Below are 24666 nucleotides of genomic sequence, written 5' to 3' on the forward strand. Positions count from 1 at the left end.
CCGCCGCTGCGGCCGGCTGCCGCCCAGGTGCGGGTGGTTCGTGGCTGGTCGCGCAGTTCCCCGCGCCCCTGGGAGGGCAGCCGGTTACAGGAGTGACGGGACCCGCGGGGACGCGACCTGGCGGGCTGCTCGGTCCAGGGCGCTGGCGAGGAGCGCGAGGTCCGTGGGCCCGTTCCCCAGCTCGCGTACCTGCCGCCGCGCCGGCGGATCCCCCATCCGGTGCCACTCCAGCGGCACCACCGTCGGCCGCAGCGTCGCGGTCCGCGGAATCCGCCCCGTCACCCGCCCGCCCTGGAACTCCGTCCCCCGCCCGTCCGCACGGACCAGCCGCCCCCGCCCCGGCGCGGGATCGTCAGGACCCCGCCCCACGACCGGCGCGTCCAGCGCCACCCGCAGCGACGCCTGCTTCACCGGCTCGGTCTGCGCCGTCCGCGGACACGGCGCGGTCGCCGCGACCAGATGCACACCGAGCCGCTCACCGTCCCGCGCCACCGCCTCCAGCGCCCGCATCACCGACCCCGCGGCCGGCCGGCCGGGCGCGCCGAGCGCGGGGGAGACCAGCTGGTCGAGGTCGTCCACGACCACCACCAGCCGGGGCAGCGCCGGCGCGGCCTGAGTCTTGCGCCGGTCCGCGCCCGGCCGCAGCCGCACGGTCGCGCTGGGCGGGCTGTCCAGGTCGCCGCTCGCCGCCGTGCGCTGGGCGACCATCCGGTCCGCCAGCTCCCGGCCGGTGTGCCACTCGGCGAAGTCCGAACGCCCCAGCAGCTCCGCCCGCCGCTTCAGCTCGGCGCTCAGCGACTGCGCGAACTCCCGCATCCGCACCGGGTCGTCGGCGCTCAGATGGGTGGAGACGTGCGGCACGTCCGTGCACACCAGCAGGCCCTCGCCGGCCCCGGACCCGGCGACCGGGCCGCCGCGCCCGTCGACCAGGACGATGCCCAGCCGGTCGGGCCGCTCGGCCGCGGCCAGCGAGGCGACGACCGCGCGCAGCAGCTCCGTACGGCCGCTGCCGGACGGGCCCTCGACCAGCAGGTGGGGTCCGTCGGCGGCGAGGTCGGCGGTGACCGGTCCGCGCGGGCCGGCCCCGAGGACGGCGGCGGCGCGCCCGCCGAGCGCACCGGTGTCGTCGGCCGCGTCGGCCCAGCGGGCCATCAGCGACGCCGGGGTGGCCCGGGCCAGGCCCAGTTCGTCGAGCAGCCGCGCCGACGGAGGCAGCGGCGCCGACACGCGGGGGTGCGGTCCGGCCGCGGGGCCGTCGGGCCGCAGCGGCGCGAGCGCCCGCGCGAACCGCTCGGCCCAGGCCGCGGACACCGCGTCCACGGTGGCGAGGGTGCCGTGCCCGACCGGGCCGGGCGGGGAGCCGTCGCCGGTCCTCGCCACCCGCAGCAGCCGGAGCGCGGTCGCCACGTCGCCGCTGAGCAGCGCGACCGCCCCGCAGTCACGGAAGGCGGGCGCCACCGCGCAGGCCGCCTCGTACGTCTCCGTCAACGGGGACGCGGGCGAGGCGGCGGGCGTCTCGGCGAGGCACAGCAGATGGACACCGGCGCGCGGCCCCTCCACCGCCAGCCGCGCCAGGGCGTCCCGCACGTCGGCGCCGCCGGGGTCGCCGTCCACCACGACCACCGTGAACGGCCCGGCGTCGGCCGGGGCGCCCGCGAGGTCGTGGTCGGCGAGACGGCGCAGCAGCTCGTCGGCGCGGGCCGCGGCCTGCTCCCGGTCGTGGGCGAGGAGCAGCCGGCAGTCCTGGCCGTGCCCGGGCCGCAGATGCGGCAGCCAGCCCAGCCAGGACCACTCGGCGGTGCGCTCCTCCGAGGGACGGGAGGGGTCCGCGGCGATCAGGACGATCTCCAGCGTGTCGGGGGAGTGCAGCGCGGCGAGCTGGGCGAGCGCCGCGCGGGCCAGCCCGGAGAGCCGCTCGCGCGGTCCGGCGAGCCCCAGCGCGCCGACCTCGCGCAGCCCCACGGTCGCGGGGACGACGGGCAGCAGCCCGGAGCCGTCCGGCGCGGGCCGGTCGGCCGTGCCGAGCCGCACCGCGAGCGCCTCGGGGTGGTCGGGCCCGCGCTCCCACAGCCGGGGGCCGGGGCCGAGCGCGGTGAGCAGCAGCGTGGCCGGGTCCGGCCAGCTCTCGGGCTGCGCGGGGACGGCGGGTGCCGGGGCGTACCCGGCTCCCCGGGGCGGGTCGTCGTCGAAGGCCGCGTCGGCGTCCCGCTCGGTACGCCCGCCGGTGAGCCGCCGCGCCCAGGCGCCGATCCCGCCCCGCCTGCGCGCCCGCGGCGGCTCGGGGGCGTCGGTGCCCCGGACGGGGGTGCCCTTGCGGGTGCCGTCGGGGGCGTCGGCGGTCTGCGCGGCGGTCGCGTCGGCGTACCGCCCGTCGCGGGCGTCGCCGGTGGTCCGCCCGGTGGGGCCGGCGGGCGGCGGTCCGGCGGGGTGCGACCCGGCGGGGTGTCCGGGGTGCGCGGTGGGCGCCTCGTCCCGCGTCGGGGCGTGCGCGGGGCCGGCGTACAGGCCGTTCGCCTGTCCCCGGCCCGCGTGCGTCTCCCCGGCCGGGACGGGACGGGAGACCCGCCGCCCCTGGGGCATCCGGGGCACGTCCCCCCGGGTGGCGATCCGCACGGTGCGCTGCGCCTGGCTCCCGCCGTCGCGCCGCTCGGCCTCCGGGGGGCCGCTCTGCTCCGGCACATGGGAGACCGGCCCCGACGGAGGGGCCGCGGCGCGGGCGGGCGTGGCCCAGTCCGCGGAGCCGTGGGCGTGGTGGGTCGGGGCGCGCGGTCCCTCGGGGGCGCCCCCGAGGTCTGCCGGACCGGGTGCTCCTCCCGTGTCGCGCTCCGCCCCGGCCGTACGCGGCCCCGGCACCCGGACGTGTCCCTCCCCGTCCGGGGTGGTCGCCGTGCGGGCGGACGGCCCCTCCGCCGGGGTCAGCCGCAGGGCGGACTCGCCGATGCGCAGCAGCGCGCCCGGGGTGAGCCGCACCGGGCGGGCGCCGACGGCGCGGCCGTCCAGCGTGGTGCCGTTGGTGGAGCCGAGGTCGGCGACGGAGACACGGCCGTCCGCGCCGACCGTCACCGCGCAGTGCAGCCGGGAGACGTCCGGATCGTCGAGGGGCACGTCGGCGTCGGCGGAGCGGCCTATGCGGATCTCCCCGCCGTGCAGCAGATGCACCCCGCCCGCGTCGGGCCCGGCGACCACGTGCAGCCGGGTGGGGGCGGCGTCCAGCTCGGGATGCGGCTCGGGCTCGCCCGGCGCGCCCACCGCCAGCACCGCACCGTCGATCAGCGGGGGCTCGCCCAGCGTGCAGCGCTGGGCGTCGAGGCGCTGGTCACCGGCGTACAGCACGGGCGCGCCCGAGGAGCCGGAGGAGCCGTCGCCGCCGGAGACCGCCGAGGCGAGCGCGGAGGCGACCGCGGCGAGAGCCGTGCCCGCGGGCGCCGTGACCAGCACGTCGCAGCTCATGGCCCGCTCCCGGACGGGGGAGGAGGGGCCCAGCGGGTCTACGACGGTCAGCCGGATCTGCATCGCCGTCAGCGGTCCCTTCTGCGCGAGCGCCCGCGACACGGGGGACGAAGCGGTCCCGCGGTCCCCCTCCGCGGACTTCCCCCACCGCCACACGCGCACGTACGGCCAGTACTGCCCGCATCCTCGCACCTGTCACCGACAGCGCGCCCGCCTCCGGGCATCAAATGATCTTGATTGGTCGGCTCTGCCCGTAAAAATGCCTGACCAGTGACGCCTGGATGATCACTCGGGGCCGACTTGAGATCGGTCACGTCCGGCCCGCGGCAACCAACGGACAGAGTCGGGCGTCTTTCCGGCAGACTCCGCACGCGCGGAATCCGCGGAGAATTCAGCGGAACCGTCGAAACCGTCGAACAGGAACGGGAACCGGTGCGTAAGACCCAGCACAGGACGACGCAGAAGTCGGCCGGCCGGTATCCCGTGCGGCGGCACTACAGTGGGTCGGAACATTCCGCAGCAGGGTGGACCACGGTGTACGCCAGCCAGCAAGCAGCAGGGAGCGCATGACGTGCGGCCGGTAGGGAGCAAGTACCTGCTCGAGGAGCCGCTCGGACGCGGCGCCACGGGCACCGTCTGGCGCGCACGCCAGCGGGAGACCGCGGGCGCCGAGGCGGCCGTGCCGGGCCAGCCCGGCGAGACCGTGGCGATCAAGGTCCTCAAGGAAGAGCTGGCGAGCGACGCCGACATCGTGATGCGCTTCCTGCGGGAGCGCTCGGTCCTGCTGCGGCTCACCCACCCCAACATCGTCCGGGTCCGCGACCTGGTGGTCGAGGGTGAGCTGCTGGCGCTGGTCATGGACCTCATCGACGGTCCCGACCTGCACCGCTACCTGCGCGAGAACGGCCCCCTCACCCCCGTCGCCGCGGCCCTGCTGACCGCGCAGATCGCCGACGCGCTCGGGGCCAGCCACGCCGACGGCGTGGTCCACCGCGACCTCAAGCCCGCCAACGTCCTGCTCAAGCAGCAGGGCGACGAGCTGCACCCGATGCTCACCGACTTCGGCATCGCGCGCCTCGCCGACTCCCCGGGCCTGACCCGCACCCACGAGTTCGTCGGCACGCCCGCGTACATCGCGCCGGAGTCCGCCGAGGGCCGCCCGCAGACCTCCGCCGTCGACATCTACGGCGCCGGCATCCTGCTCTACGAGCTGGTCACCGGCCGCCCGCCGTTCTCCGGCGCGTCCGCCCTCGAGGTGCTGCACCAGCACCTGAGCGCCGAGCCGCGCCGCCCGTCCACCGTGCCCGACCCGCTGTGGACGGTCATCGAGCGCTGCCTGCGCAAGAACCCCGACGAGCGGCCCGGCGCCGAGAACCTCGCGCGCGGTCTGCGGGTCGTCGCCGAGGGCATCGGCGTGCACGCGAACTCGGCGCAGATCGCCGCCGCGGAGAACGTCGGCGCGCTCCTCGCCCCCGACCCCGCCCCGGCGCAGGTCCCCGGCGAGCCGTCCGCGCCCGGCGCCTCCGACCCCACGCAGGTGCTGCCGCAGAACCCGAACGGCGCCTACGACCCCAACGCCGCGACCAGCGTCCTGCCGCAGACCGGCCCGTCCGGCGCGGCCGACCCGACGGCCGTGATGCCCCCGGTGCCGCCGGGGCAGCCCGCGGGCGGCCCCGAGGACCCGCACCCCTGGCAGAACCAGCTCCGCGCGGCCCGCGACCGCAACGAGCAGACCCAGGTGCAGTACCTCGACCCCAGCCAGGACCCGCTGCGCCGCCGCCCCCAGCGGCAGGTGGCCCGGCCGCCGCAGCAGCCCCCGCAGCGCCACCCCCAGCAGCAGCCGCAGCCCGGCCCCGGGTACGGCTACCCGCAGCAGCCCCCGCCGCAGCAGTACGCCCCGCCGCCGGAGCGCCAGCGCCGGCAGGCGCCCCAGCCGCCGCAGCGGTACGCGCCCCCGCCGGAGCCGCAGCGCCCCGCCCGGGAGCCGCGCCAGCCCCGCCAGCGCAGCGCCAACCCGATGCGCATCCCCGGCCTGGGCTGTCTCAAGGGGTGCCTGTTCACGCTGCTCATCCTGTTCGTGGCGAGCTGGCTGATCTGGGAGCTGAGCCCGCTCCAGGACTGGATCGGCACGGGCAAGGGCTACTGGGACCAGCTCAGCGACTGGTTCGGCTCGATCACGGGCTGGATCGAGGACCTGGGCGGCCCGTCGGACCCGACGAACTAGGTTCGTCTGCCGATTTGTCGACATCTGGGGGCCGATTTCCGGGTCTCCGGTGAAGGTCACCTGTCCGGACGCGTAGCTTTGGCGACAACACGCGTCGGTAGGAGCAGTCTTGGCACGGAGAATCGGCAGCCGGTACACCGCCCATCAGATCCTCGGGCGGGGCAGCGCCGGCACGGTGTGGCTGGGCGAGGGCCCCGAGGGGCCCGTCGCCATCAAGCTGCTGCGTGAGGATCTCTCCTCGGACCAGGAGCTCGTCGGCCGCTTCGTGCAGGAGCGGACGGCGCTGCTGGGTCTGGAGCATCCGCACGTGGTGTCCGTGCGGGACCTGGTCGTCGACGGCAACGACCTCGCGCTGGTCATGGACCTGGTCCGGGGCACCGACCTGCGCACCCGGCTGGACCGGGAGCGCCGGCTCGCCCCGGAGGCCGCGGTGGCGATCGCCGCGGACGTCGCCGACGGCCTGGCCGCGGCGCACGCGGCCGGGGTCGTCCACCGCGACGTCAAGCCGGAGAACGTCCTGCTGGACATGCAGGGCCCGCTCGGCCCCGGCGGCTCGCACCGCGCCCTGCTGACCGACTTCGGCGTGGCGAAACTCATCGACACCCCGCGCCGCACCCGCGCCTCCAAGATCATCGGCACGCCGGACTATCTGGCCCCCGAGATCGTCGAGGGCCTGCCGCCGCGCGCCGCCGTCGACATCTACGCCCTCGCCACGGTCCTCTACGAGCTGCTCGCGGGCTTCACCCCGTTCGGCGGCGGCCACCCGGGGGCGGTGCTGCGCCGGCACGTCACCGAGACGGTGGTGCCGCTGCCCGGCATCCCGGACGAGCTGTGGCAGCTGCTGGTGCAGTGCCTGGCCAAGGCCCCCGCCTCGCGTCTGCGCGCCTCCGAGCTGGCCGCCCGGCTGCGGGAGCTGCTGCCGCTGCTGGCCGGGATGCCGCCGCTGGACGTGGACGAGCCGGACCCCGACGAGGCCGAGGAGGCCGCCGAGGAGCTGTCCGGCGCGGCCCCCGCCGCAGGACAGCCGGTGCGCCGCCGCGGCGCGGTCCCGCTGGTACCGGGCGCCAGGCCGTCCGACTCCAACCGCGACACGCACACGTCGATGCGGGTCCCCGCGCCGGACGAGCTGGCCGGCGGGGCCCGGGGCACGGCCCGCGCGCCCCGGGCGGCGGGCGCCCCCCGCCCGGGCTCGGCCCGCAACCGGGCGGTGACGCGCCGCCGCCGCCTCACCCTGGCAGTGACGGCGACCCTCCTCGCGGCAGCAGGCGTAGGCACCTGGCTGGCCACGACGGACGACACCCCACCCCCACCCCCGGACATGGAAAACTCGGCCCCGGCCACCCCCTAGGTGTGTTGTCCGGGGACGTTGGTGACACGCGTGCTGGGTTCTTGAACGGGTGAGGGCCTCCGGGTTCGGTGTGGATTGCGACATCTGCACCGCTCCGAGGAGGCCCTCGTGCCCCACCGTAATGCCCCGCTGACCGAGACCGGGCGTCTTCGCCTGGCCCGCTGTGTCGTCGACGACGGCTGGCCGCTGCGCCGGGCTGCCGAGCGTTTCCAGGTCAGCCACACCACCGCCGCCCGCTGGGCCACCCGCTACCGCCAGCTCGGCGTCGCCGGAATGAACGACCGCTCCAGCCGGCCCCACCACCAGCCCCGCAGGACGCCGGCCGAGACCGAGACGGAAGTCCTCCGGCTCCGGCGCGAACACCGCATCGGCCCGCTGCGGCTGGCCGTCCGGTGCCACATCGCGGCCTCCACCGCCCACCGCATCCTCCAGCGGCACGGCCAGCCGCCTCTGAGGGCCCTGGACCGGGCCACCGGCGAACCCGTCCGCCGCTACGAACGCGCCCGACCCGGCGAACTGGTCCACATCGACGTCAAGAAGCTCGGCAGGATCCCCGACGGCGGCGGCCACAAGACCCTCGGCCGGGCCGACGGCCACCGCAGCCGGACCAACGGCGCCGGCTGGGCCTACCTGCATACCGCCCTCGACGACCACAGCCGGATCGCCTACACCGAGGACCTGCCCGACGAGACCGCCCCGACCTGCGCAGCTTTCCTCGTCCGGGCCACGGCCTACTTCGCATCGCTGGGCATCCGCATCGAGCGGGTCCTGACCGACAACGCCTGGGCCTACAGCAAGAACACCTGGCGTGACACCTGCCGCGACCTGGGCATCAGCCCCCGCTGGACCAGGCCTTGGCGGCCCCAGACCAACGGCAAGGTCGAACGCTTCCACCGCACCCTGCTCGACGAATGGGCCTACCAGCGGCCCTACACCTCAGACCACGAGCGCAGGGAAGCGTTCACCGACTGGCTGCACTGGTACAACTACCACCGCCCCCACACCGGCATCGGCGGCCACCCACCAGCCAGCCGCGTCACCAACCTGCCCGGTCAGCACACCTAGGGGCGCGGGGAACTGCGCGAGGGGGGTCTGGGGGCGTAGCCCCCAGGGGCGGTGGAGCAGCGCAGGGCACCTCCCCGGCCCGCGGGGTGACCCACCCCCTCAGGGGCGCGGGGAACTGCGCAAAAGGGGGCCCGGGGGCGCAGCCCCCCGGTAAAGGGGAGGGAGCCGGGCGCCCCCGCCCGGCATGGCCCACGGCGGGAAGCCGTTACGCTGGAGGGCGTGGCAGTCGTCGACGTATCCGAAGAGCTCAAGTCCCTCTCCTCGACCATGGAGTCGATCGAGGCCGTCCTGGACCTCGACAAGATGAGGGCAGACATCGCCGTGCTCGAGGAGCAGGCGGCCGCGCCGTCCCTCTGGGACAACCCGGACGAGGCGCAGAAGATCACCAGCAAGCTGTCCCACCTCCAGGCGGAGGTGAGGAAGGCCGAGGCCCTGCGCTCGCGGATCGACGATCTCGCCGTGCTCTTCGAGATGGCCGAGGAGGAGGACGACCCGGACACCCGCGAGGAGGCCGAGTCGGAGCTCACGTCGGTCAAGAAGGCGCTGGACGAGATGGAGGTCCGCACCCTCCTCAGCGGCGAGTACGACTCCCGTGAGGCGCTGGTCAACATCCGCGCGGAGGCGGGCGGCGTGGACGCCGCCGACTTCGCCGAGAAGCTCCAGCGCATGTACCTGCGCTGGGCCGAGCAGCGCGGCTACAAGACGGAGCTGATCGAGACCTCGTACGCGGAAGAGGCCGGCATCAAGTCGACCACCTTCTCCGTGCAGGCGCCGTACGCCTACGGCACCCTCTCCGTCGAGCAGGGCACGCACCGCCTGGTGCGCATCTCGCCGTTCGACAACCAGGGCCGCCGCCAGACGTCCTTCGCGGGCGTCGAGGTGCTCCCCGTGGTCGAGCAGACCGACCACATCGAGATCGACGAGTCCGAGCTGCGGGTGGACGTGTACCGGTCCTCCGGGCCCGGCGGACAGGGCGTCAACACCACCGACTCGGCGGTGCGCCTGACCCACCTCCCCACCGGCATCGTGGTCTCCTGCCAGAACGAGCGCTCGCAGATCCAGAACAAGGCCACCGCCATGAACGTCCTCCAGGCCAAGCTCCTGGAGCGGCGCCGCCAGGAGGAACAGGCCAAGATGGACGCCCTCAAGGGCGACGGCGGCAACTCCTGGGGCAACCAGATGCGTTCGTACGTGCTGCACCCGTACCAGATGGTCAAGGACCTGCGTACGGAGTTCGAGGTGGGCAACCCGGAGGCCGTGTTCAACGGCGAGATCGACGGGTTCCTCGAGGCCGGAATTCGCTGGCGCAAGCAGCAGGAGAAGTAAGGCCCCGCCCGCACACCGATTTGTCGACAAGGCAACTGCCGCTATCGCAGCGGCAGTTGCCTTGTCGTGTCGGGGATGTCCGGGATTTACATCACACTCACAGCTTCCCTGTCCGGCAAAGCGTGCGGAGCCGGACATCGCGTACGCAACGCCCTTGACGTTCTTTTGGAAAGTGGGAAGGGTGGCGCGTGGCATGCGCATTTCTGGGGCGCATGTGAACCGGGGGGCGTTTCACCACAGTTACCTCCGTTGATCACGGCCCCGGGCGCCGCCTCACTGACGATGAGCTACTGGGGGTAGCAACCACATGACCAAGAAGACGCGGATCCGTGTCGCTCGTATCGCGGCCGGTGCCGTGATAGCGGCCGGCGCCTCGCTCACGGCGGCCGGCGCCGCCTCCGCCCTCGAGATCGGCGTGAGCGCCGAGGCGAACGACGCGGGCCTCGGCCTGGGCGTCAGCCTGAGCGCCGGCGACGAGGACCCGGGCGACGAGCCTGGCGACGACGACGAGACGGACCCGGGCTGCGGCATCGGCACGAGCCCGGACTGCCCGGAGGAGCCCAGCGAAGAGCCGTCCACCCCGGAGGAGCCCACCATCCCGGAGGAGCCCACCGAGGAGCCCTCCACCCCGGAAGAGCCCACCGAGGACCCGACCGAGGAGCCCACCGAGGCGCCCTCCGAGTCCGCCCCCGGCGGCGGCCTCGACCCGGACGGCGGCGCCTCCCCGCAGGAGGAGGGCTCCTCCTCCCTGACCGACACCGGCGAGGAGGCCCCGGCGGCCTCGGCGCAGGGCAACGGCAAGGAGCTGGCCGAGACCGGTGCCGCCGAGACCACCTTCCTGGTGATCGGCGCCGCCACGATGATCGCCGGCGGTATCGGCTTCCGGGTGCTCCCGCGCCTGATGTCCGGCCGCGGCGGCGCCGCCGCCTGACGGTGGCCGCGCGCGTACGCACCGTACGCACGACATGACGCAAGGGCCCGGAGCGCCGCCGCGCTCCGGGCCCTCGCCGTGTCTGTGGGACGTGTGGGGCTTCTGGCCGTCCTGGTCAGACGGTCTGGTGGGCGAGCAGCGCCACCGCCGCCACCAGAACCGCCAGCAGGACGATCAGGGTCATCGGGGTCAGCCCCGCGAAGAAGTTCTCCTGCTGCATCCGCTCGCGGTTCGCACGGCACACGGGGCACCGGCCCTCGCTCACGGGCGCGGCGCAGTTCGCGCACACCAGCCGGTCGTACGTCATGCGCTCGCCCTCCTCGCGCCGATTCCTGGGGTTCAACGCCCACCACCGCGTGAACGTTCCCCTTCCACTCTGCCAGGTTCCCGCGGAAGCTGCGCCGGGTCGCTCACGGAGAGGGTGGTTCAGGAGGATGCGCGGCTGCGGCGCCGTTGCGGTCGCTCGCGCCCACGCGGCGGAGCCGCACCTGTCACAGCCCCGCCCCCCTGGGGATGCTGCCCTCGTCCGGCACCGGAACAAAAGGGCGCATCTCTTCCACAACCCCCTCCGGTGACTGCGCTCGGCTCCCCGGGTCGCGTAAGGTCACGCTCATCTACCCCCGGCTACCCGTGGTGCATCCGTGATCCGATTCGACAACGTGTCCAAGGTCTACCCCAAGCAGACCCGCCCAGCCCTCCGGGACGTCTCCCTGGAGGTCGAGAAGGGCGAGTTCGTGTTCCTCGTCGGGTCCTCCGGCTCCGGTAAGTCCACCTTCCTGCGGCTCGTCCTGCGCGAGGAGCGGGCCAGCCACGGGCAGGTGCACGTCCTCGGCAAGGATCTCGCCCGCGTCTCCAACTGGAAGGTGCCGCAGATCCGGCGGCAGCTGGGGACCGTGTTCCAGGACTTCCGCCTGCTGCCGAACAAGACGGTCGCCGAGAACGTCGCCTTCGCGCAGGAGGTCATCGGCAAGTCGCGCGGTGAGATCCGCAAGTCCGTGCCGCAGGTGCTCGACCTGGTCGGGCTCGGCGGCAAGGAGGACCGGATGCCGGGCGAGCTCTCCGGCGGTGAGCAGCAGCGCGTCGCCATCGCGCGGGCCTTCGTCAACCGGCCCAAGCTGCTCATCTGCGACGAGCCCACCGGCAACCTCGACCCGCAGACCTCCGTCGGCATCATGAAGCTGCTCGACCGGATCAACCGGACGGGCACCACCGTGGTGATGGCGACGCACGACCAGAACATCGTGGACCAGATGCGCAAGCGCGTCATCGAGCTGGAGAAGGGCCGCCTCGTGCGCGACCAGGCACGCGGCGTCTACGGCTACCAGCACTGACGCTCCACGGAAAGGCTTGATCAGACGCCATGCGCGCCCAGTTCGTCCTGTCGGAGATCGGCGTCGGTCTCCGCCGCAACCTGACGATGACCTTCGCGGTCGTCGTCTCCGTCGCCCTGTCGCTCGCCCTGTTCGGCGGGTCGCTCCTGATGAGCGACCAGGTGAGCACGATGAAGGGCTACTGGTACGACAAGGTCAACGTCTCCATCTTCCTGTGCAACAAGAGTGACGCCGAGTCCGACCCCAACTGCGCCAAGGGCGCGGTGACCGACGACCAGAAGAGCCAGATCAAGGCCGACCTGGAGAAGATGTCGGTCGTCGACACGGTGTCCTACGAGTCGCAGGACGAGGCGTACAAGCACTACAAGGAGCAGTTCGGCGACTCGCCGCTGGCCAGCTCCCTGACCCCGGACCAGATGCAGGAGTCGTACCGCATCAAGCTGAAGGACCCGGAGAAGTACCAGGTCATCGCGACCGCCTTCGACGGGCGCGACGGGGTGCAGTCCGTACAGGACCAGAAGGGCCTGCTGGACAACCTCTTCGGCCTGCTGGAGGGCATGAACATCGCTGCCCTCGCCATGATGGCACTGATGCTGGTCGTCGCCCTCATGCTGATCGTGAACACCGTCCGGGTGTCCGCGTTCAGCCGACGGCGCGAGACCGGGATCATGCGTCTGGTGGGCGCCTCCGGCTTCTACATCCAGGCGCCGTTCATCATGGAGGCCGCGGTCGCCGGACTCATCGGCGGCGGCCTCGCGTGCGGCTTCCTGATCCTGGCGCGGTACTTCATCATCGACCACGGACTCGCCCTGTCGGAGAAGCTGAGCCTGATCAACTTCATCGGCTGGGACGCCGTCCTGACGAAGCTTCCGCTCATCCTCGCGACAAGTCTGCTGATGCCGGCGTTGGCCGCGTTCTTCGCGCTGCGCAAGTATCTGAAGGTGTGACTCTTGCCAACAGGGGCGCGCGGCCAACGGGCCGTGCGCCCCTTCGCGTTGTCCTAGACTCACCGGCATGTCAGGTCGTGACCCGTTCTGTCGGCCCCGCAGCGTCCGCCGCGGCGCCGCCCTGACCTTGGTGTTCGCGAGCGTGCTCGTCGCCGGCGCGGCCACGGGCAGCCTTCCCGGCACCGACCGCGGGGACGCCGCGGACGGCGCCGCGCAGGCCGCTCCCGTCGGCCACCACGCCGAGGTCGCCCGGGCCGCCGAGGAGGCCGCCGCCCACGGCGCGTCCCCGCTGGAGGCCGCGGAGCGCGCGGTCAGCCGCAGCGGCGACCGCTGGGGGGCCGTCTACTCGCGCGGCGAGTACGAGGAGTTCGAGGCCACCCTCGACGGCGCCTACACCGGCGTCGGCCTGTGGGCCCGCGAGCGGGACGGGCGCATCGAGGTGAGCAGGGTCGGCGACGGCACGCCCGCCGACGAGGCGGGCATCCGCCCGGGCGACCGGCTGCGCAGCGTCGACGGGAAGAAGGTCGACGGGCGGCCCGTCACCGAGGTCGTCTCGTTACTGCGCGGCGACAGGGCGGGCAAGGCCGCCGGAAGCACCGTGCGGCTGGGCCTCGAGCGCGGCTCGCGCTCGTGGAGCGAGACCGTCCGGCGCGCCCGGCTCTCCCGCGAGCCGGTCACCGTCCGCTCCCTGGCCTCCGGAGTCACGGTCGTCCAGGTGTCCGCCTTCACCAAGGGCTCCGGCGAGCGGGTGGGCGCCGCCGTGCGCCAGGCGCCGAAGGAGTCCGGCATCGTCCTCGACCTGCGGGGGAACCCCGGCGGCCTGGTCGCCGAGGCGGTCACCGCGGCCTCCGCCTTCCTCGACGGCGGCCTGGTCGCCACCTACGACGTCGCAGGCGAGCAGCGCGCCCTGCACGCCGAGCCCGGCGGCGACACGAAGAGACCCCTGGTCGCGCTGGTCGACGCGGGGACGATGAGCGCGGCCGAACTCCTCACCGGCGCCCTCCAGGACCGCGGACGGGCGGTCGTCGTGGGCTCCCGCACCTTCGGCAAGGGCTCGGTGCAGATGCCGACCGAGCTGCCCGACGGCTCCGTCGCCGAACTGACCGTCGGCCACTACCGCACCCCCTCCGGCCGGGGCGTCGACGGCCACGGCATCACCCCCGACCTGGAGGCCGGCGGGCAGGCGCTGGAGCGCGCGGAGACGGTCGTCGGCGGACTCGGCCGCTAGCCGCCTTCCCCGTAAACGGCTTACCGCACACCCCCGGTGTAGTGCCAAAATGGGCGGCACTATGGCTAAGGAAAAAGGGCGCAAGCTGATCGCGCAGAACAAGAAGGCGCGCCACGACTACCTCATCATCGACACCTACGAGGCGGGTCTGGTGCTCACGGGCACCGAGGTGAAGTCGCTGCGCCAGGGCCGGGCGTCGCTGGCGGACGGCTTCGTCCAGCTCGACGGCAACGAGGCGTGGCTGCACAACGTGCACGTCCCCGAGTACAGCCAGGGCACCTGGACCAACCACAGTGCCCGGCGCAAGCGGAAGCTGCTGCTGCACCGCGAGGAGATCGACAAGCTGGAGGCCAAGTCCCAGGAGACCGGCCACACCATCGTGCCGCTCGCCCTGTACTTCAAGGACGGTCGGGCGAAGGTCGAGATCGCGCTGGCCAAGGGCAAGAAGGAGTACGACAAGCGGCAGACGCTGCGCGAGAAGCAGGACCGGCGGGAGACCGAGCGGGCGATCTCCGCGGTGCGCAGGAAGCAGCGGGCCTGAGGTCCCCCGGGACCTCGCGGGAATAGGCTGGCATCGACCCGCGTTGGTCACGTACGATGGCTTCGCACCTCACAGAGGGTGCGGGTCACCTCCTCCGGGAGGGTTTGACAACACAACATGGGGATGATCGGTTTCGACAGCGGCTGTCGAAGCAGGGGAAGCGTGTCGAGGAAGCGGCCATGATCTCGTAAACCACAGGCCGAAAAAAATAATCGCCAATTCCAAGCGATCCCTCTCCCAGGGCGAGCTCGCCCTCGCTGCCTGATCTTCAGGTAGCGAGCAGCGGCTCCCCTACTTAAAGGGAGTGTCAGCCCGGGGATGTTCCCGACCCGGTTCCTGGCATCATTCAGGGAACTAAACCTTGATCCCGGTCACGGGGTGAAAAGGGAAATCACACAGTGACTGGGCCCGTCGGAGACTTGTCGGCGTGATCTCCGGGGCCGAGAAAAGCACAGCCGACTGCACACGGAGAAGCCCTGGTTCCGCACCGTTGGACGCGGGTTCGATTCCCGCCATCTCCACTTACCCCATGTGGGCAGAGGCCCCGTCGCGCGAGCGGCGGGGCCTCTGTCATGCGCGGCTGCCATACGTGGCTGTCATGCGCGGCCACATGGGCGCACCCCCGCGATGTGGGGGCCGCACCCATATCGGTGGGTGGTTCACGCTTCTACCTTCGCTCTCCATGACACAGACCAGAGCCGCACTGCGCCCCACCGTGCTGACGGCCCTCCTGGCCGCCCTCCTCTCCGTCCTGCTCGCCCCCGCGCCCGCCTCCGCCGCCTCGCTCCAGGAGGTCACCGGCTTCGGCAGCAACCCCGGCGCCCTGAAGATGTACCGCTACGTCCCCGACGGGCTGCCCGCGGGCCGTCCCGTGGTCGTCGCCCTGCACGGCTGCACCCAGAACGCCGCCGGGTACGCCTCCGGCACCGGCTGGACCACGCTCGCCGACCGCTGGGGCTTCTCCGTCGTCCTGCCGCAGCAGCAGAGCGGCAACAACCTCAGCCAGTGTTTCAACTGGTTCGAGTCCGCCGACACGAAACGCGGCCAGGGCGAGGCCGCCTCGGTCGCGCAGATGGTCGACCGCCAGCTCGCCGACGTCTCCGGCGACCCGTCCCGCGTGTACGTCACGGGGCTGTCCGCGGGCGGCGGGATGACCGCCGTGATGATGGCCGCCTACCCGGAGAAGTTCGCCGCGGGCGGCATCGTCGCCGGACTGCCCTACGGCTGCGCGCAGGCCGCCGGGACGGCGTACGTGTGCATGTTCGTCGGGGCCACCCAGACGCCCGCCCAGTGGGGCGACCGGGTGCGGGCCGCGCGGCCCGGGTACACCGGGCCGTGGCCCGCGCTGACCGTGTTCCAGGGCACGGCCGACTACACGGTGAGGCCGGCCAACATGACCGCCCTGGTGGACCAGTGGACGAACGTGCACGGTGCCGACCGCACCGCCGACGTCAGCGACACCGTCGCCGGACACCCGCACCGCGTCTACCACGGCCCCGCCGGGAACGCGGTCGTGGAGACGTACAGCCTCACCGGGATGGGGCACGGCCAGCCCGTCGACCCCGGGAGCGGGGACGCGCAGTGCGGGGCGGCCGGCACGTACTTCCTGGACGTGAACCTGTGCGCCGCGTACCGGCTGGGCAAGGCCTGGCAGCTCGGCTGAGTGTGTCAGCGCCCGCGCGGCGCCGTGCTCGACCGTTCCGTCAGCCGGGGCGGCAGCAGGGTGGTGCCCGGTACGGGAGCCCCGGACAGCTTCCGTACCAGCAGGTGCACCGCGCGGGCGCCCAGCTCGGCGGCCGGCACGGCGACCGAGGTGACCGGGACGCGGGCCGACGCGGCGACCGGGGCCGGGCAGACGGCGGTCAGCGACAGATCGCCGGGGACCCGCATCCCCAGCTCATCGAACGCCTCGATCAGCGGGTCGACGAGCGGCTCGTTGTGCACCACCACCGCGGTCAGCGCGGGCAGGTCGCGCAGCAGCCGCTCCACCACCGCGCGGGCGGCGTCCCGGCCGGTGCCGCACGGCAGCACGGCCGAGGCGAGCCCGTGCCGGTCGGCGGCCGCGGTGAAGCCCTCGACCAGCCGCCGGGCGAACGCCGTGCGCCGCACGTACACCTCCGGCGGCGAGCCGACCAGCGCCACGGCGCGGTGCCCGAGCCCCGCCAGATGGTCCACGCACAGCTCCCCGGCCGCCCGGAAGTCCAGGTCGACACAGGTCAGGCCGTCGGCCTCGGCGGGCACCCCGATCAGCACGGACGGTAAGGAACAGGAGCGCAGCAGCGGCAGCCGGGGGTCCTGCAGCTGCACGTCCGTCACGATCACGCCGTCCGCCAGTCCCGTGTCCGTGACCCGCCCGATGCCCTCGTCGCCCTCGCCCTGGGTGAGCAGCAGCACGTCGTGGTCGCGGGCGCGGGCGGCGGTGACCACCGACACCGCGAACTGGGTCACCACCGGCACATGGATGCCGGGCCGCATCGGCACCGCCAGCGCGAGCACCTTCGCCCGGGCGCCGGAGCGGGACCGCCCGCCGCCGTCCGTGCGGTAGCCCAGCTCGCGCACCGCGGCCTGCACCCGGCGCCGGGTCGCGTCGGAGATCGGCCGCTTGCCGCTCAGCGCGTACGAGACCGTACTGGGGGAGACGCCGGCGCGCCGGGCCACATCCGTGATCTTCGCCATCGGGAGTCCTCGTGGGCACGGTCCGTGGGGGGAGGAAGCGGCCGACACCCTTGTCGAAGCGCTTCGACGGGTGAAGGTATGTGCGGGACCTGTGCCCGTCAATGGTGCGTGCGGTGATCCCTCGACCGGTTCGACGCGCCGAACGAGAGCAGCGTCCCGGCGACCGTGAAGGCGATCAGCGCCGCCGCCACCGGCACCCCGTACCCGGCGGTGGCCGACACGTGCTCCACGACCCAGCCGCCGGCCGCGCTGCCGCAGGCGATCCCGCCCAGCAGCCCGGTGACCGCCAGCGTCATGCCCTCGTTCAGCCGCCCCTCGGGGGTGTGCCGCTGTACCAGGGTCATCGTGGTGACCATCGTCGGGGCGGTCGCCATGCCCGCCACCAGCAGCGCCCCCGCCAGCACCAGGAGCGAGCCGGTGAGAGCGGCGGCCAGCAGCGGCAGCGTCATGAGCACGGCCATCGCGGCCAGGCACCACAGCAGGCGGGTCCACGCCGGCCCGGACAGGCGCACCGCGCCGTAGAGCAGGCCCGCCACGCAGGAACCCGCCGCCTGGAACGCCAGCACCGCACCGGCCGCCGTGCGGTGCCCCTGTCCGTCCGCGAACGCGATCGTCACGACCTCCATCGAGCCGAACACCCCGCCCGTCGCCAGGCAGACCAGCAGCAGCGGCCGTATGCCCGGCGCGCGCAGAGGGGCCCGCCCGGCGGCGCGGCGGACGGCCGGGGGTTCCGTGGAGCGCTGTGCGGTGAACAGCGCGACGCCCGTCAGCAGCAGTACCGCGCCCGTCAGCGTCCCCGCCTCCGGGAAGAACGTCCCGCACAGCACGGCCGCGAGCACCGGGCCGAGCATGAAGCACAGTTCGTCGGCGGCCTGTTCGAAGGAGTTCGCGGTGTGCAGCGCGTCGGGCCGGCCCTTCAGCAGATGCGCCCAGCGCGCCCGGGACATGCCCCCGGTGTTCGGGGTGGTGGCGGTGGCCGCGTAGGCGGCGAACAGCGTCCAGGCCGGGGCGTCGAGCCGCACGCAGAGCACCAGCGCCAGCGAGCCGAGCACCGCGATCAGCGTGGCCGGAAGTGCGACGCGCGCCTGCCCGTGGCGGTCCACCAGGCGCGCGGTCCACGGGGCGACCACCGCCGTGGCGGCGAGCCCGGTCGCGGTGACGGCTCCGGCCAGGGCGTAGGAGCCGCGGTTTCCCGCGATCATCACGATCGCGCTCAGTGCGAACATGCCCATCGGCAGCCGGGCGAGCAGGTTCCCCGCCGTGAAGGCACGGGAGCCGGGCACCTCGAACAGGCGGCGGTAGGGGCCCGGCTCGCGCGGGGCCCGGCGGGTGAAGTCGACGGCCACGAGGGTGTCGGCGGTGACGGTGAACAGGCGGGTGTCGCGGGAGGTCGGTTGCGGCATGACCTCACCGTCGCCCTTGGGCGGCCGACCGGTCCAACACCTTCTCCGCACCGATTGACGCACCTGTGTTGTAGGTTCGCGGTCATGTCCGCACCCGCCCACATGGAGCCCCGCCTGCTGCGCGCCTTCGTCACCGTCGCCGAGGAGCTGCACTTCACCCGCGCCGCGGCCCGCCTGTACGTCGCCCAGCAGGCGCTCAGCCGGGACGTGCGCCGGCTGGAGCGGGAGCTGGGCTGCGAGCTGTTCGTCCGCAGCACCCGCCGGGTCACGCTCACCGCCGACGGCGAGCGCCTGCTGCCGTACGCCCGCGCCGCCCTCCAGGCGCAGGACGACCTGCTCACCGCCGCCCGCCGGAGCCGTCCGCTGCTGGTCGACCTCAACTCCCCGGGCCTCGGGACCCACCGCGAGGTGCTGCACCGCGCGCGTGAGCGGGCCCCCGGGCTCGAGCTGATGGCCCGTTACGAGAGCGGGCTGACCTGGGCGGCGGGGGAGCTGCTCGCGGGGCGGCTCGACGCCACGTTCGGCCGGTTCGCGGGGCTCGTCCCGTCCGTGCGGGCCGGACTCGACCAGCAGCCGGTGCGGTACGAGCCGATGGCCGTGCTGCTGCCCGAGGACCACGCCCTGGCCGGCCTGCCCGAGGTGCCGCTGGCCGCGCTCGCGGGGGAGACCGTCTACGCCGGGGCGGGCAACACGCGCACCGAGGAGTGGACGGACCTGGCGCGGCGGCTGTTCGACGGGCGGGGCATCACGCTCGCGCCGCCCGTCCCGCTGGCCGTGGGGGAGGAGGAGTTCCAGCGGGTGACGGCCCGGGCCGGGCACCCCGTCCTCGCCGTGGTGAGTTTTCCGCCACTGTCGGGGACGGTTTCGCGGCCTTTGGTGGAGCCGGTCCCCCTCTCGCCCGTGTCCCTTGTGTGGCGAAAGGGAATGATCCACCCCGCTTTGGCGGAACTGCGCAGGTCGGCGGCCGAATTGGCCGCCGAACGGGGCTGGTTGGAGCGTCCCGTGGACTCCTGGCTTCCGGGTCCGGACGCCGATGTGATGGGAGCGCACCCAATGTCTCGCTGCTGACACAAAAGGTCTCCGCGCGAACACAGAACCTCCGCGTGCGCTACATTCGATGCTTCGAGCACGGTGTGATAAACGGGGCGCTCGGAGCGGGTGGGGGCCCGGTCCGCCGACGGGTGCTCGGGTCGTACGCGCGCCGATGGTTCCGTTGGGGGGAAGTGCGAGCGCGTGGAAAAGTGGCGAGAAGACGCCCAACCGGGTCGGCCGCAGTCGGCCGACGGTTCCCGGAGGTTCGCGGAAGCGGACGAGGACGCCCGTGAGACACGGGTGCTCCCCCTGGCGGAGAGACCCGCCGAACCCGGTCCGAGAGACGGCGCGGAGAGCTTCCGCGCCGGTTCCGGTTCCGGGTCCCTGGACGAGCGCTGGGCGCGGCTCGGAGTGTTCCCGTCCGGGAACGGCGACGAGGACCGCACCCGGATGCTGCCCCCGACCGGGGGCGACGACAGGACCGACGTCCTGCCCAGGACGGGCGGCCGCCCCGGCGCGTCCGACACTCCCTGGCCCGGCGAGGACCGCACACAGGTGCTGCCCCAGGCGGGCGGCCACCCGGGTCCGCCCTCCCGCCCCGGCCCGGCCGGCGGCGTCCGCCCGGACGACGGACCCGGTCCGTCCGGCGGCCGCGGCGGCTTCGACGCCTTCCGCAAGCCGCCCGCGCCCGCCGCGCACCGGCCCGCCGACGACGCCTACGACTCCGAGCGCACCACCGCCCTGCGCGTGCCCCGCCCCGCCGCCGCGGTCACCCCGGCCCCGGTGACGCCGGACGCCGGCGCCGCCGTCCGCGACCCGTGGCAGGAGGACCCCGGCACCGCCGAGGCCACCCACGACCCGCACGAGGTGACGGTCCAGCTCGACGCCGTGCAGATCGGTGCCGGCGGTGTGCTGAGCCGTACTCCCGCAGCGGGCGCGGCGCCCGAGGCGGCCCCCGTCTTCGTCGACGAGTCGGGCCGCCGCAACCGCCTCTACCGCCGCATCGGCCTGGCCGTCGGACTCGCCTGCGCGGGCTACGCCGTCGTCATGGTCGCCACCCTGCTGTCCGGAAACTCCGACGCCCCGTGGATGCCCATCCCGGGTCAGGAGGCGAAGCCGGCCGAGCAGGTCGAGACCACGCCCGGGCCCTCCGCGACCGACGCCTCGCCCAGCTCCGGCACCAGCCTCGCCCCCGGCGTCGGCTCGCCCACCCCGGGCGCCTCCGACCTGCCGGGCCCCGACGCCTCCGCCCCCGTGGCGGGCGGCACCGGCGGCACGGTGCGGCAACCGGACGGCGGCGCCCCGGCGACCACCCCGGCCGGCCGGCCCAGCTCCCAGCCGGCCACCGGCGGCGGCGACGGAGGCGGCGCGACCACCGCCGAGACGCCCCCGGCCGGCGGCGGCACGGCCTCCCAGCCCACAACGCCGACGTCCCCGGACGACACGCAGCCGCCCGACACGACCGCTCCCACCGGAGGTGGCGGCGGCGAGGCCGGCGGCACCGACAGCCTTTCCGCTCCCTCCGCAGGCGACCGCCCGGTCGCCGCCGAACCCGCCGCGGGCGCCGACTCCGACCCCGCCGCCGCACCGTCCCCGGAGAACGTCCTCTGATGGCATCCCCGTCCCACCGCCGCCGGGCGCCCCGCCCGGACCGGCGCGGCGCCCTGCGCCGTCGCGTGCCGCTGCGTCTGCTGCTGCCGCTGCTCGTCCTGGTCGCCCTCGCCGCCATGCTGATGCTCCGCGGCTACGTGCACAGCGAGATCCTCGCCGACCACCGGGTCCAGGACCCGGCCCCCACCACCGAGGTGCCCGAGGAGATACTCGAGGGCGGCCCGGTGATAGACGCCCGCAGCGGCAAGGCCACGTCCCTGAGCGTGCCCGACCGCCGTCTGGTGCTCACCTTCGACGACGGCCCGGACCCCACCTGGACGCCGAAGGTGCTCGACGTGCTGAAGAAGCACGACGCGCACGCCGTCTTCTTCGTCACCGGCACCATGGCCTCCCGCTACCCGGACCTCGTCCAGCGCATGGTCGACGAGGGCCACGAGGTCGGCCTGCACACCTTCAACCACCCGGACCTGTCGCTCCAGTCCAAGAAGCGCATCGACTGGGAGCTGTCGCAGAACCAGCTCGCCCTCACCGGCGCGGCCGGCATCCGCACCTCGCTGTTCCGCCCGCCGTACTCCTCCCACGCCGACGCCATGGACAACGAGTCCTGGCCGGTCACCGAGTACATCGGCAGCCGCGGCTACCTCACCGTCGTCAACAACACCGACAGCGAGGACTGGAAGCGGCCCGGCGTCGACGAGATCATCCGCCGCGCCACACCGAAGAACGGCGAGGGCGCCATCGTCCTCATGCACGACTCCGGCGGTGACCGCAGCCAGACCGTGGCCGCGCTCGACACGTTCCTGCCCGGACTCAAGGACAAGGGCTACGAGTTCGACAACCTGACCGAGGCCCTGGACGCGCCCAGCGCCCACAGCCCGGTCACGGGGCCCGAGCTGTGGAAGGGCAAGGCCTGGATCTTCCTGGTGCAGGCCTCCGAGAAGATCACCGGCGTGCTGGTGGTCGGCCTGGCGATCATCGGCACCCTCGTCATCGCCCGCTTCGTGCTGATGCTGCTGCTGTCCGGCGCGCACGCCCGCCGGGTGCGCCGCAGGGGCTTCCGCTGGGGTCCGACGGTCACCGAGCCGGTCACCGTGCTGGTCCCGGCGTACAACGAGGCCAAGTGCATCGAGAACACCGTCAACTCCCTCATGGCCAGCGATCATCCGATCGAGGTGCTGGTCATCGACGACGGCTCCACCGACGGCACCGCCCGCATCGTCGAGGCGATGGGCCTGCCCAACGTCCGGGTCATCCGCCAGCTCAACGCGGGCAAGCCCGCAGCCCTCAACCGGGGCCTGGCCAACGCCCGCTACGACATCGTCGTGATGATGGACGGCGACACGGTCTTCGAGCCGTCCACCGTCCGTGAGCTCGTCCAGCCCTTCGGCGACCCGCGGGTCGGCGCCGTCGCCGGCAACGCGAAGGTCGGCAACAAGGACAGCCTCATCGGCGCCTGGCAGCACATCGAGTACGTGATGGGCTTCAACCTGGACCGCCGGATGTACGACATCCTGCGGTGCATGCCGACCATCCCGGGCGCCGTCGGCGCCTTCCGGAAGTCGGCCCTGGAGCCCATCGGCGGCATGAGCGACGACACCCTCGCCGAGGACACCGACGTCACCATGGCGCTGCACCGCGCCGGCTGGCGCGTGGTCTACGCGGAGAACGCCCGCGCCTGGACCGAGGCCCCGGAGACCGTCCAGCAGCTCTGGTCGCAGCGCTACCGCTGGTCCTACGGCACCATGCAGGCCATCTGGAAGCACCGCCGCGCACTCGTCGACAAGGGCCCCTCCGGGCGCTTCGGCCGTGTGGGCCTGCCCTTCGTCTCCCTGTTCATGATCGTGGCCCCGCTGCTGGCGCCGCTGATCGACGTCTTCCTGCTGTACGGCCTGGTCTTCGGGCCGACCCAGCAGACCATCCTCGCGTGGCTGGGCGTCCTGGCCATCCAGGCCGTCTGCGCCGCGTACGCGTTCCGTCTCGACAAGGAACGCATGACCCATCTGATCTCGCTGCCGCTGCAGCAGATCCTGTACCGCCAGCTCATGTACGTCGTGCTGCTCCAGTCCTGGATCACGGCGCTCACCGGCGGCCGGCTGCGCTGGCAGAAGCTGCGCCGCACCGGTGTCGTCGGGGCGCCCGTGAACGGGGCGGTGCCGAGCGGCCAGGCGTACGACGACGACCGGAGGCCGGTGGCATGACCCACGGACACCCGTCCGGCGCCGCCCCGGTCCCGGACGGCCCTTACCCGACCCCGTACGGCGCTTCCACAAACGTGGCCCCGCAGCCGGCGCACGCGTTCCCGCAGCAGCACGCCACGGAACCGCCGCAGCCGGACCCGGCTCCGGCGGCCGAGGAGACGCCGGCCCCGAAGAAGCCGGGCCGGGACAGGTACCTGGACCTGCTGCGGTCCATCGCCCTGGTCCGCGTCGTCGTCTACCACCTCTTCGGGTGGGCCTGGCTGACCGTGCTCTTCCCGTCCATGGGCGTGATGTTCGCGCTCGCCGGTTCGCTGATGGCGCGGTCGCTGAAGCGGCCCGCCGGGAGCGTGATCCGCTCCCGGGTCCGCCGTCTGCTGCCGCCGATGTGGATTTTCGGCGCGGTCGCGCTGACGCTGCTGTTCATGAGCGGCTGGAACCCCGGGGACGATCCGGACCAGGGCGGCGGCCCCTGGGGTCTGGTCAAGCTCTTCAACTACCTCGTCCCGATCGGCGCCCCGCCCTACCCGGCCGAAGCCGGGGACCTCGGGTGGCTCACCGGCGGCACCTGGTCGGACGATGCGGTGGGCCCGCTCTGGTACCTGCGCGCCTACCTGTGGTTCGTGCTCGCCTCGCCGCTCCTGCTGTGGGCGTTCCGCAGGGCGCCCTGGCCCACGCTGCTCGCCCCGCTCGGCCTGACGGCCGTCGTCGGCTCCGGGCTGGTCACCATCCCCGGCGAGACCGGCAACGCGGTCACCGACTTCGCGGTCTACGGCTCCTGCTGGGTGCTGGGCTTCGCCCACCAGGACGGCATGCTCAAGCAGGTGCCGCGCTACATCTCGGTGTCCTGCGCCTCCCTGGTGATGGCGTTCGGCCTGTGGTGGGCCTCGGGCCACCTCGGTGACGAGGGGTGGGACCTGAACGACATCCCGCTGGCGCAGGCCACCTGGTCCTTCGGGTTCGTGGTGATCCTTCTCCAGTACTCGCCCTCGTGGCAGGAACTGCCGGGCAAGCTCGCGGGCTGGGACAAACTGGTGACCCTGTCCAACAACCGGGCGGTCACCATCTACCTGTGGCACAACCTGCTGATCGCGCTCGCCTTCCCGCTCGTCGACCTGCTGTACAAGCTGCCGTTCATGCAGAGCGAGCGCGGCGCGGAAGCGCTCAACAGCACCTACGAGCTCTGGGCGTTCGCGTTCATCTGGCCGCTCATCGGCCTGGTGGTCCTCGCGACCGGCTGGGTCGAGGACCTCGCGGCCAAGCGACGCCCGAGGCTCTGGCCGAACGGCGCCGAGGCCAAGCGGCCCGAGCCGGCGGGCCGGGGACGCCGCCGCTGACGTGCCGGGCCGCTCCGGCCG

General features: G+C 73.6%; 18 protein-coding genes and 1 other RNA gene. 15 read left to right on the forward strand and 4 right to left on the reverse strand.

Going from position 1 to position 24666, the window contains the following annotated elements:
• Positions 1-84: 84 nt before the first annotated feature.
• Positions 85-3513: an FHA domain-containing protein gene (locus tag ACQZOG_RS03960; RefSeq protein ID WP_399607526.1), complete on the reverse strand. Its 3429-nt coding sequence runs from the start codon at positions 3511-3513 to the stop codon at positions 85-87.
• A 508-nt stretch (positions 3514-4021) separates the two neighbouring features.
• Between ACQZOG_RS03960 and ACQZOG_RS03965 the strand changes: the two genes are divergently transcribed.
• From ACQZOG_RS03965 to ACQZOG_RS03985, 5 genes are all read left to right on the forward strand, one after another.
• The gene (locus ACQZOG_RS03965; RefSeq protein WP_033277542.1) at positions 4022-5674 is read left to right on the forward strand and encodes a serine/threonine-protein kinase; all 1653 of its coding nucleotides are present in this window, start codon (positions 4022-4024) and stop codon (positions 5672-5674) included.
• Between the two features lie 109 nt (positions 5675-5783).
• The gene (locus ACQZOG_RS03970; protein ID WP_359578221.1) at positions 5784-7022 is read left to right on the forward strand and encodes a serine/threonine-protein kinase; all 1239 of its coding nucleotides are present in this window, start codon (positions 5784-5786) and stop codon (positions 7020-7022) included.
• 108 nt (positions 7023-7130) lie between these two features.
• On the forward strand, positions 7131-8087 hold the full coding sequence (locus ACQZOG_RS03975) for an IS481 family transposase (protein WP_037638751.1): 957 nt from the start codon (positions 7131-7133) through the stop codon (positions 8085-8087).
• Positions 8088-8306: 219 nt separating this feature from the next.
• Entirely contained in the window at positions 8307-9413 is a 1107-nt protein-coding gene (gene prfB / locus ACQZOG_RS03980) for a peptide chain release factor 2 (RefSeq protein WP_033277540.1), read from the forward strand.
• Positions 9414-9720: 307 nt separating this feature from the next.
• The gene (locus ACQZOG_RS03985; protein WP_430741280.1) at positions 9721-10344 is read left to right on the forward strand and encodes an LPXTG cell wall anchor domain-containing protein; all 624 of its coding nucleotides are present in this window, start codon (positions 9721-9723) and stop codon (positions 10342-10344) included.
• A gap of 115 nt (positions 10345-10459) precedes the next feature.
• Here the strand turns inward: ACQZOG_RS03985 and ACQZOG_RS03990 are convergent, their stop codons facing one another.
• Entirely contained in the window at positions 10460-10651 is a 192-nt protein-coding gene (locus ACQZOG_RS03990; RefSeq protein WP_019525816.1) for a hypothetical protein, read from the reverse strand.
• Between the two features lie 334 nt (positions 10652-10985).
• On the opposite strand from ACQZOG_RS03990, the gene ftsE reads away from it, so the two are divergent.
• The 6 genes from ftsE to ACQZOG_RS04020 all read left to right on the forward strand — a co-directional run bounded on the left by ftsE (position 10986) and on the right by ACQZOG_RS04020 (position 16054).
• Positions 10986-11675, forward strand: a complete 690-nt coding sequence (gene ftsE / locus ACQZOG_RS03995) for a cell division ATP-binding protein FtsE (RefSeq protein ID WP_006132401.1) — start codon at positions 10986-10988, stop codon at positions 11673-11675.
• Positions 11676-11704: 29 nt separating this feature from the next.
• A complete protein-coding gene (ftsX, locus tag ACQZOG_RS04000) occupies positions 11705-12622 on the forward strand; it encodes a permease-like cell division protein FtsX (protein WP_033277538.1) in 918 nt (305 codons plus the stop codon).
• Positions 12623-12689: 67 nt separating this feature from the next.
• Complete coding sequence (locus tag ACQZOG_RS04005) at positions 12690-13850, forward strand: S41 family peptidase (protein ID WP_193455357.1); 1161 nt, start codon at positions 12690-12692, stop codon at positions 13848-13850.
• Between the two features lie 61 nt (positions 13851-13911).
• Positions 13912-14391 carry an SsrA-binding protein SmpB gene (smpB, locus tag ACQZOG_RS04010; protein WP_033277536.1) on the forward strand — a complete coding sequence of 160 codons (480 nt, stop codon included), beginning with the start codon at positions 13912-13914 and terminating at the stop codon, positions 14389-14391.
• Positions 14392-14510: 119 nt separating this feature from the next.
• Positions 14511-14915, forward strand: a transfer-messenger RNA (tmRNA) gene (gene ssrA, locus ACQZOG_RS04015).
• A gap of 158 nt (positions 14916-15073) precedes the next feature.
• Positions 15074-16054, forward strand: a complete 981-nt coding sequence (locus ACQZOG_RS04020) for an extracellular catalytic domain type 1 short-chain-length polyhydroxyalkanoate depolymerase (RefSeq protein ID WP_430741281.1) — start codon at positions 15074-15076, stop codon at positions 16052-16054.
• Positions 16055-16059: 5 nt separating this feature from the next.
• On the opposite strand, the gene ACQZOG_RS04025 is transcribed toward ACQZOG_RS04020, so the two are convergent.
• Complete coding sequence (locus tag ACQZOG_RS04025) at positions 16060-17067, reverse strand: LacI family DNA-binding transcriptional regulator (RefSeq protein WP_430741282.1); 1008 nt, start codon at positions 17065-17067, stop codon at positions 16060-16062.
• A 98-nt stretch (positions 17068-17165) separates the two neighbouring features.
• Positions 17166-18470, reverse strand: a complete 1305-nt coding sequence (locus tag ACQZOG_RS04030) for an MFS transporter (protein WP_430741283.1) — start codon at positions 18468-18470, stop codon at positions 17166-17168.
• Positions 18471-18554: 84 nt separating this feature from the next.
• Between ACQZOG_RS04030 and ACQZOG_RS04035 the strand changes: the two genes are divergently transcribed.
• From ACQZOG_RS04035 to ACQZOG_RS04050, 4 genes are all read left to right on the forward strand, one after another.
• Positions 18555-19538, forward strand: a complete 984-nt coding sequence (locus ACQZOG_RS04035; protein ID WP_430741284.1) for a LysR family transcriptional regulator — start codon at positions 18555-18557, stop codon at positions 19536-19538.
• A 264-nt stretch (positions 19539-19802) separates the two neighbouring features.
• Positions 19803-21113, forward strand: a complete 1311-nt coding sequence (locus ACQZOG_RS04040) for a hypothetical protein (RefSeq protein ID WP_430741285.1) — start codon at positions 19803-19805, stop codon at positions 21111-21113.
• A complete protein-coding gene (locus ACQZOG_RS04045; protein WP_033277531.1) occupies positions 21113-23311 on the forward strand; it encodes a polysaccharide deacetylase family protein in 2199 nt (732 codons plus the stop codon). The genes ACQZOG_RS04040 and ACQZOG_RS04045 overlap by 1 nt, the downstream gene beginning before the upstream one ends.
• Complete coding sequence (locus ACQZOG_RS04050) at positions 23308-24645, forward strand: acyltransferase family protein (RefSeq protein ID WP_430741286.1); 1338 nt, start codon at positions 23308-23310, stop codon at positions 24643-24645. Before ACQZOG_RS04045 ends, ACQZOG_RS04050 begins: the two co-directional genes overlap by 4 nt.
• Positions 24646-24666 lie beyond the last annotated feature (21 nt).

The sequence above is a fragment of the Streptomyces sp. P13-3-3 genome, from assembly GCF_050571355.1.
Lineage (GTDB): Bacteria > Actinomycetota > Actinomycetes > Streptomycetales > Streptomycetaceae > Streptomyces > Streptomyces althioticus.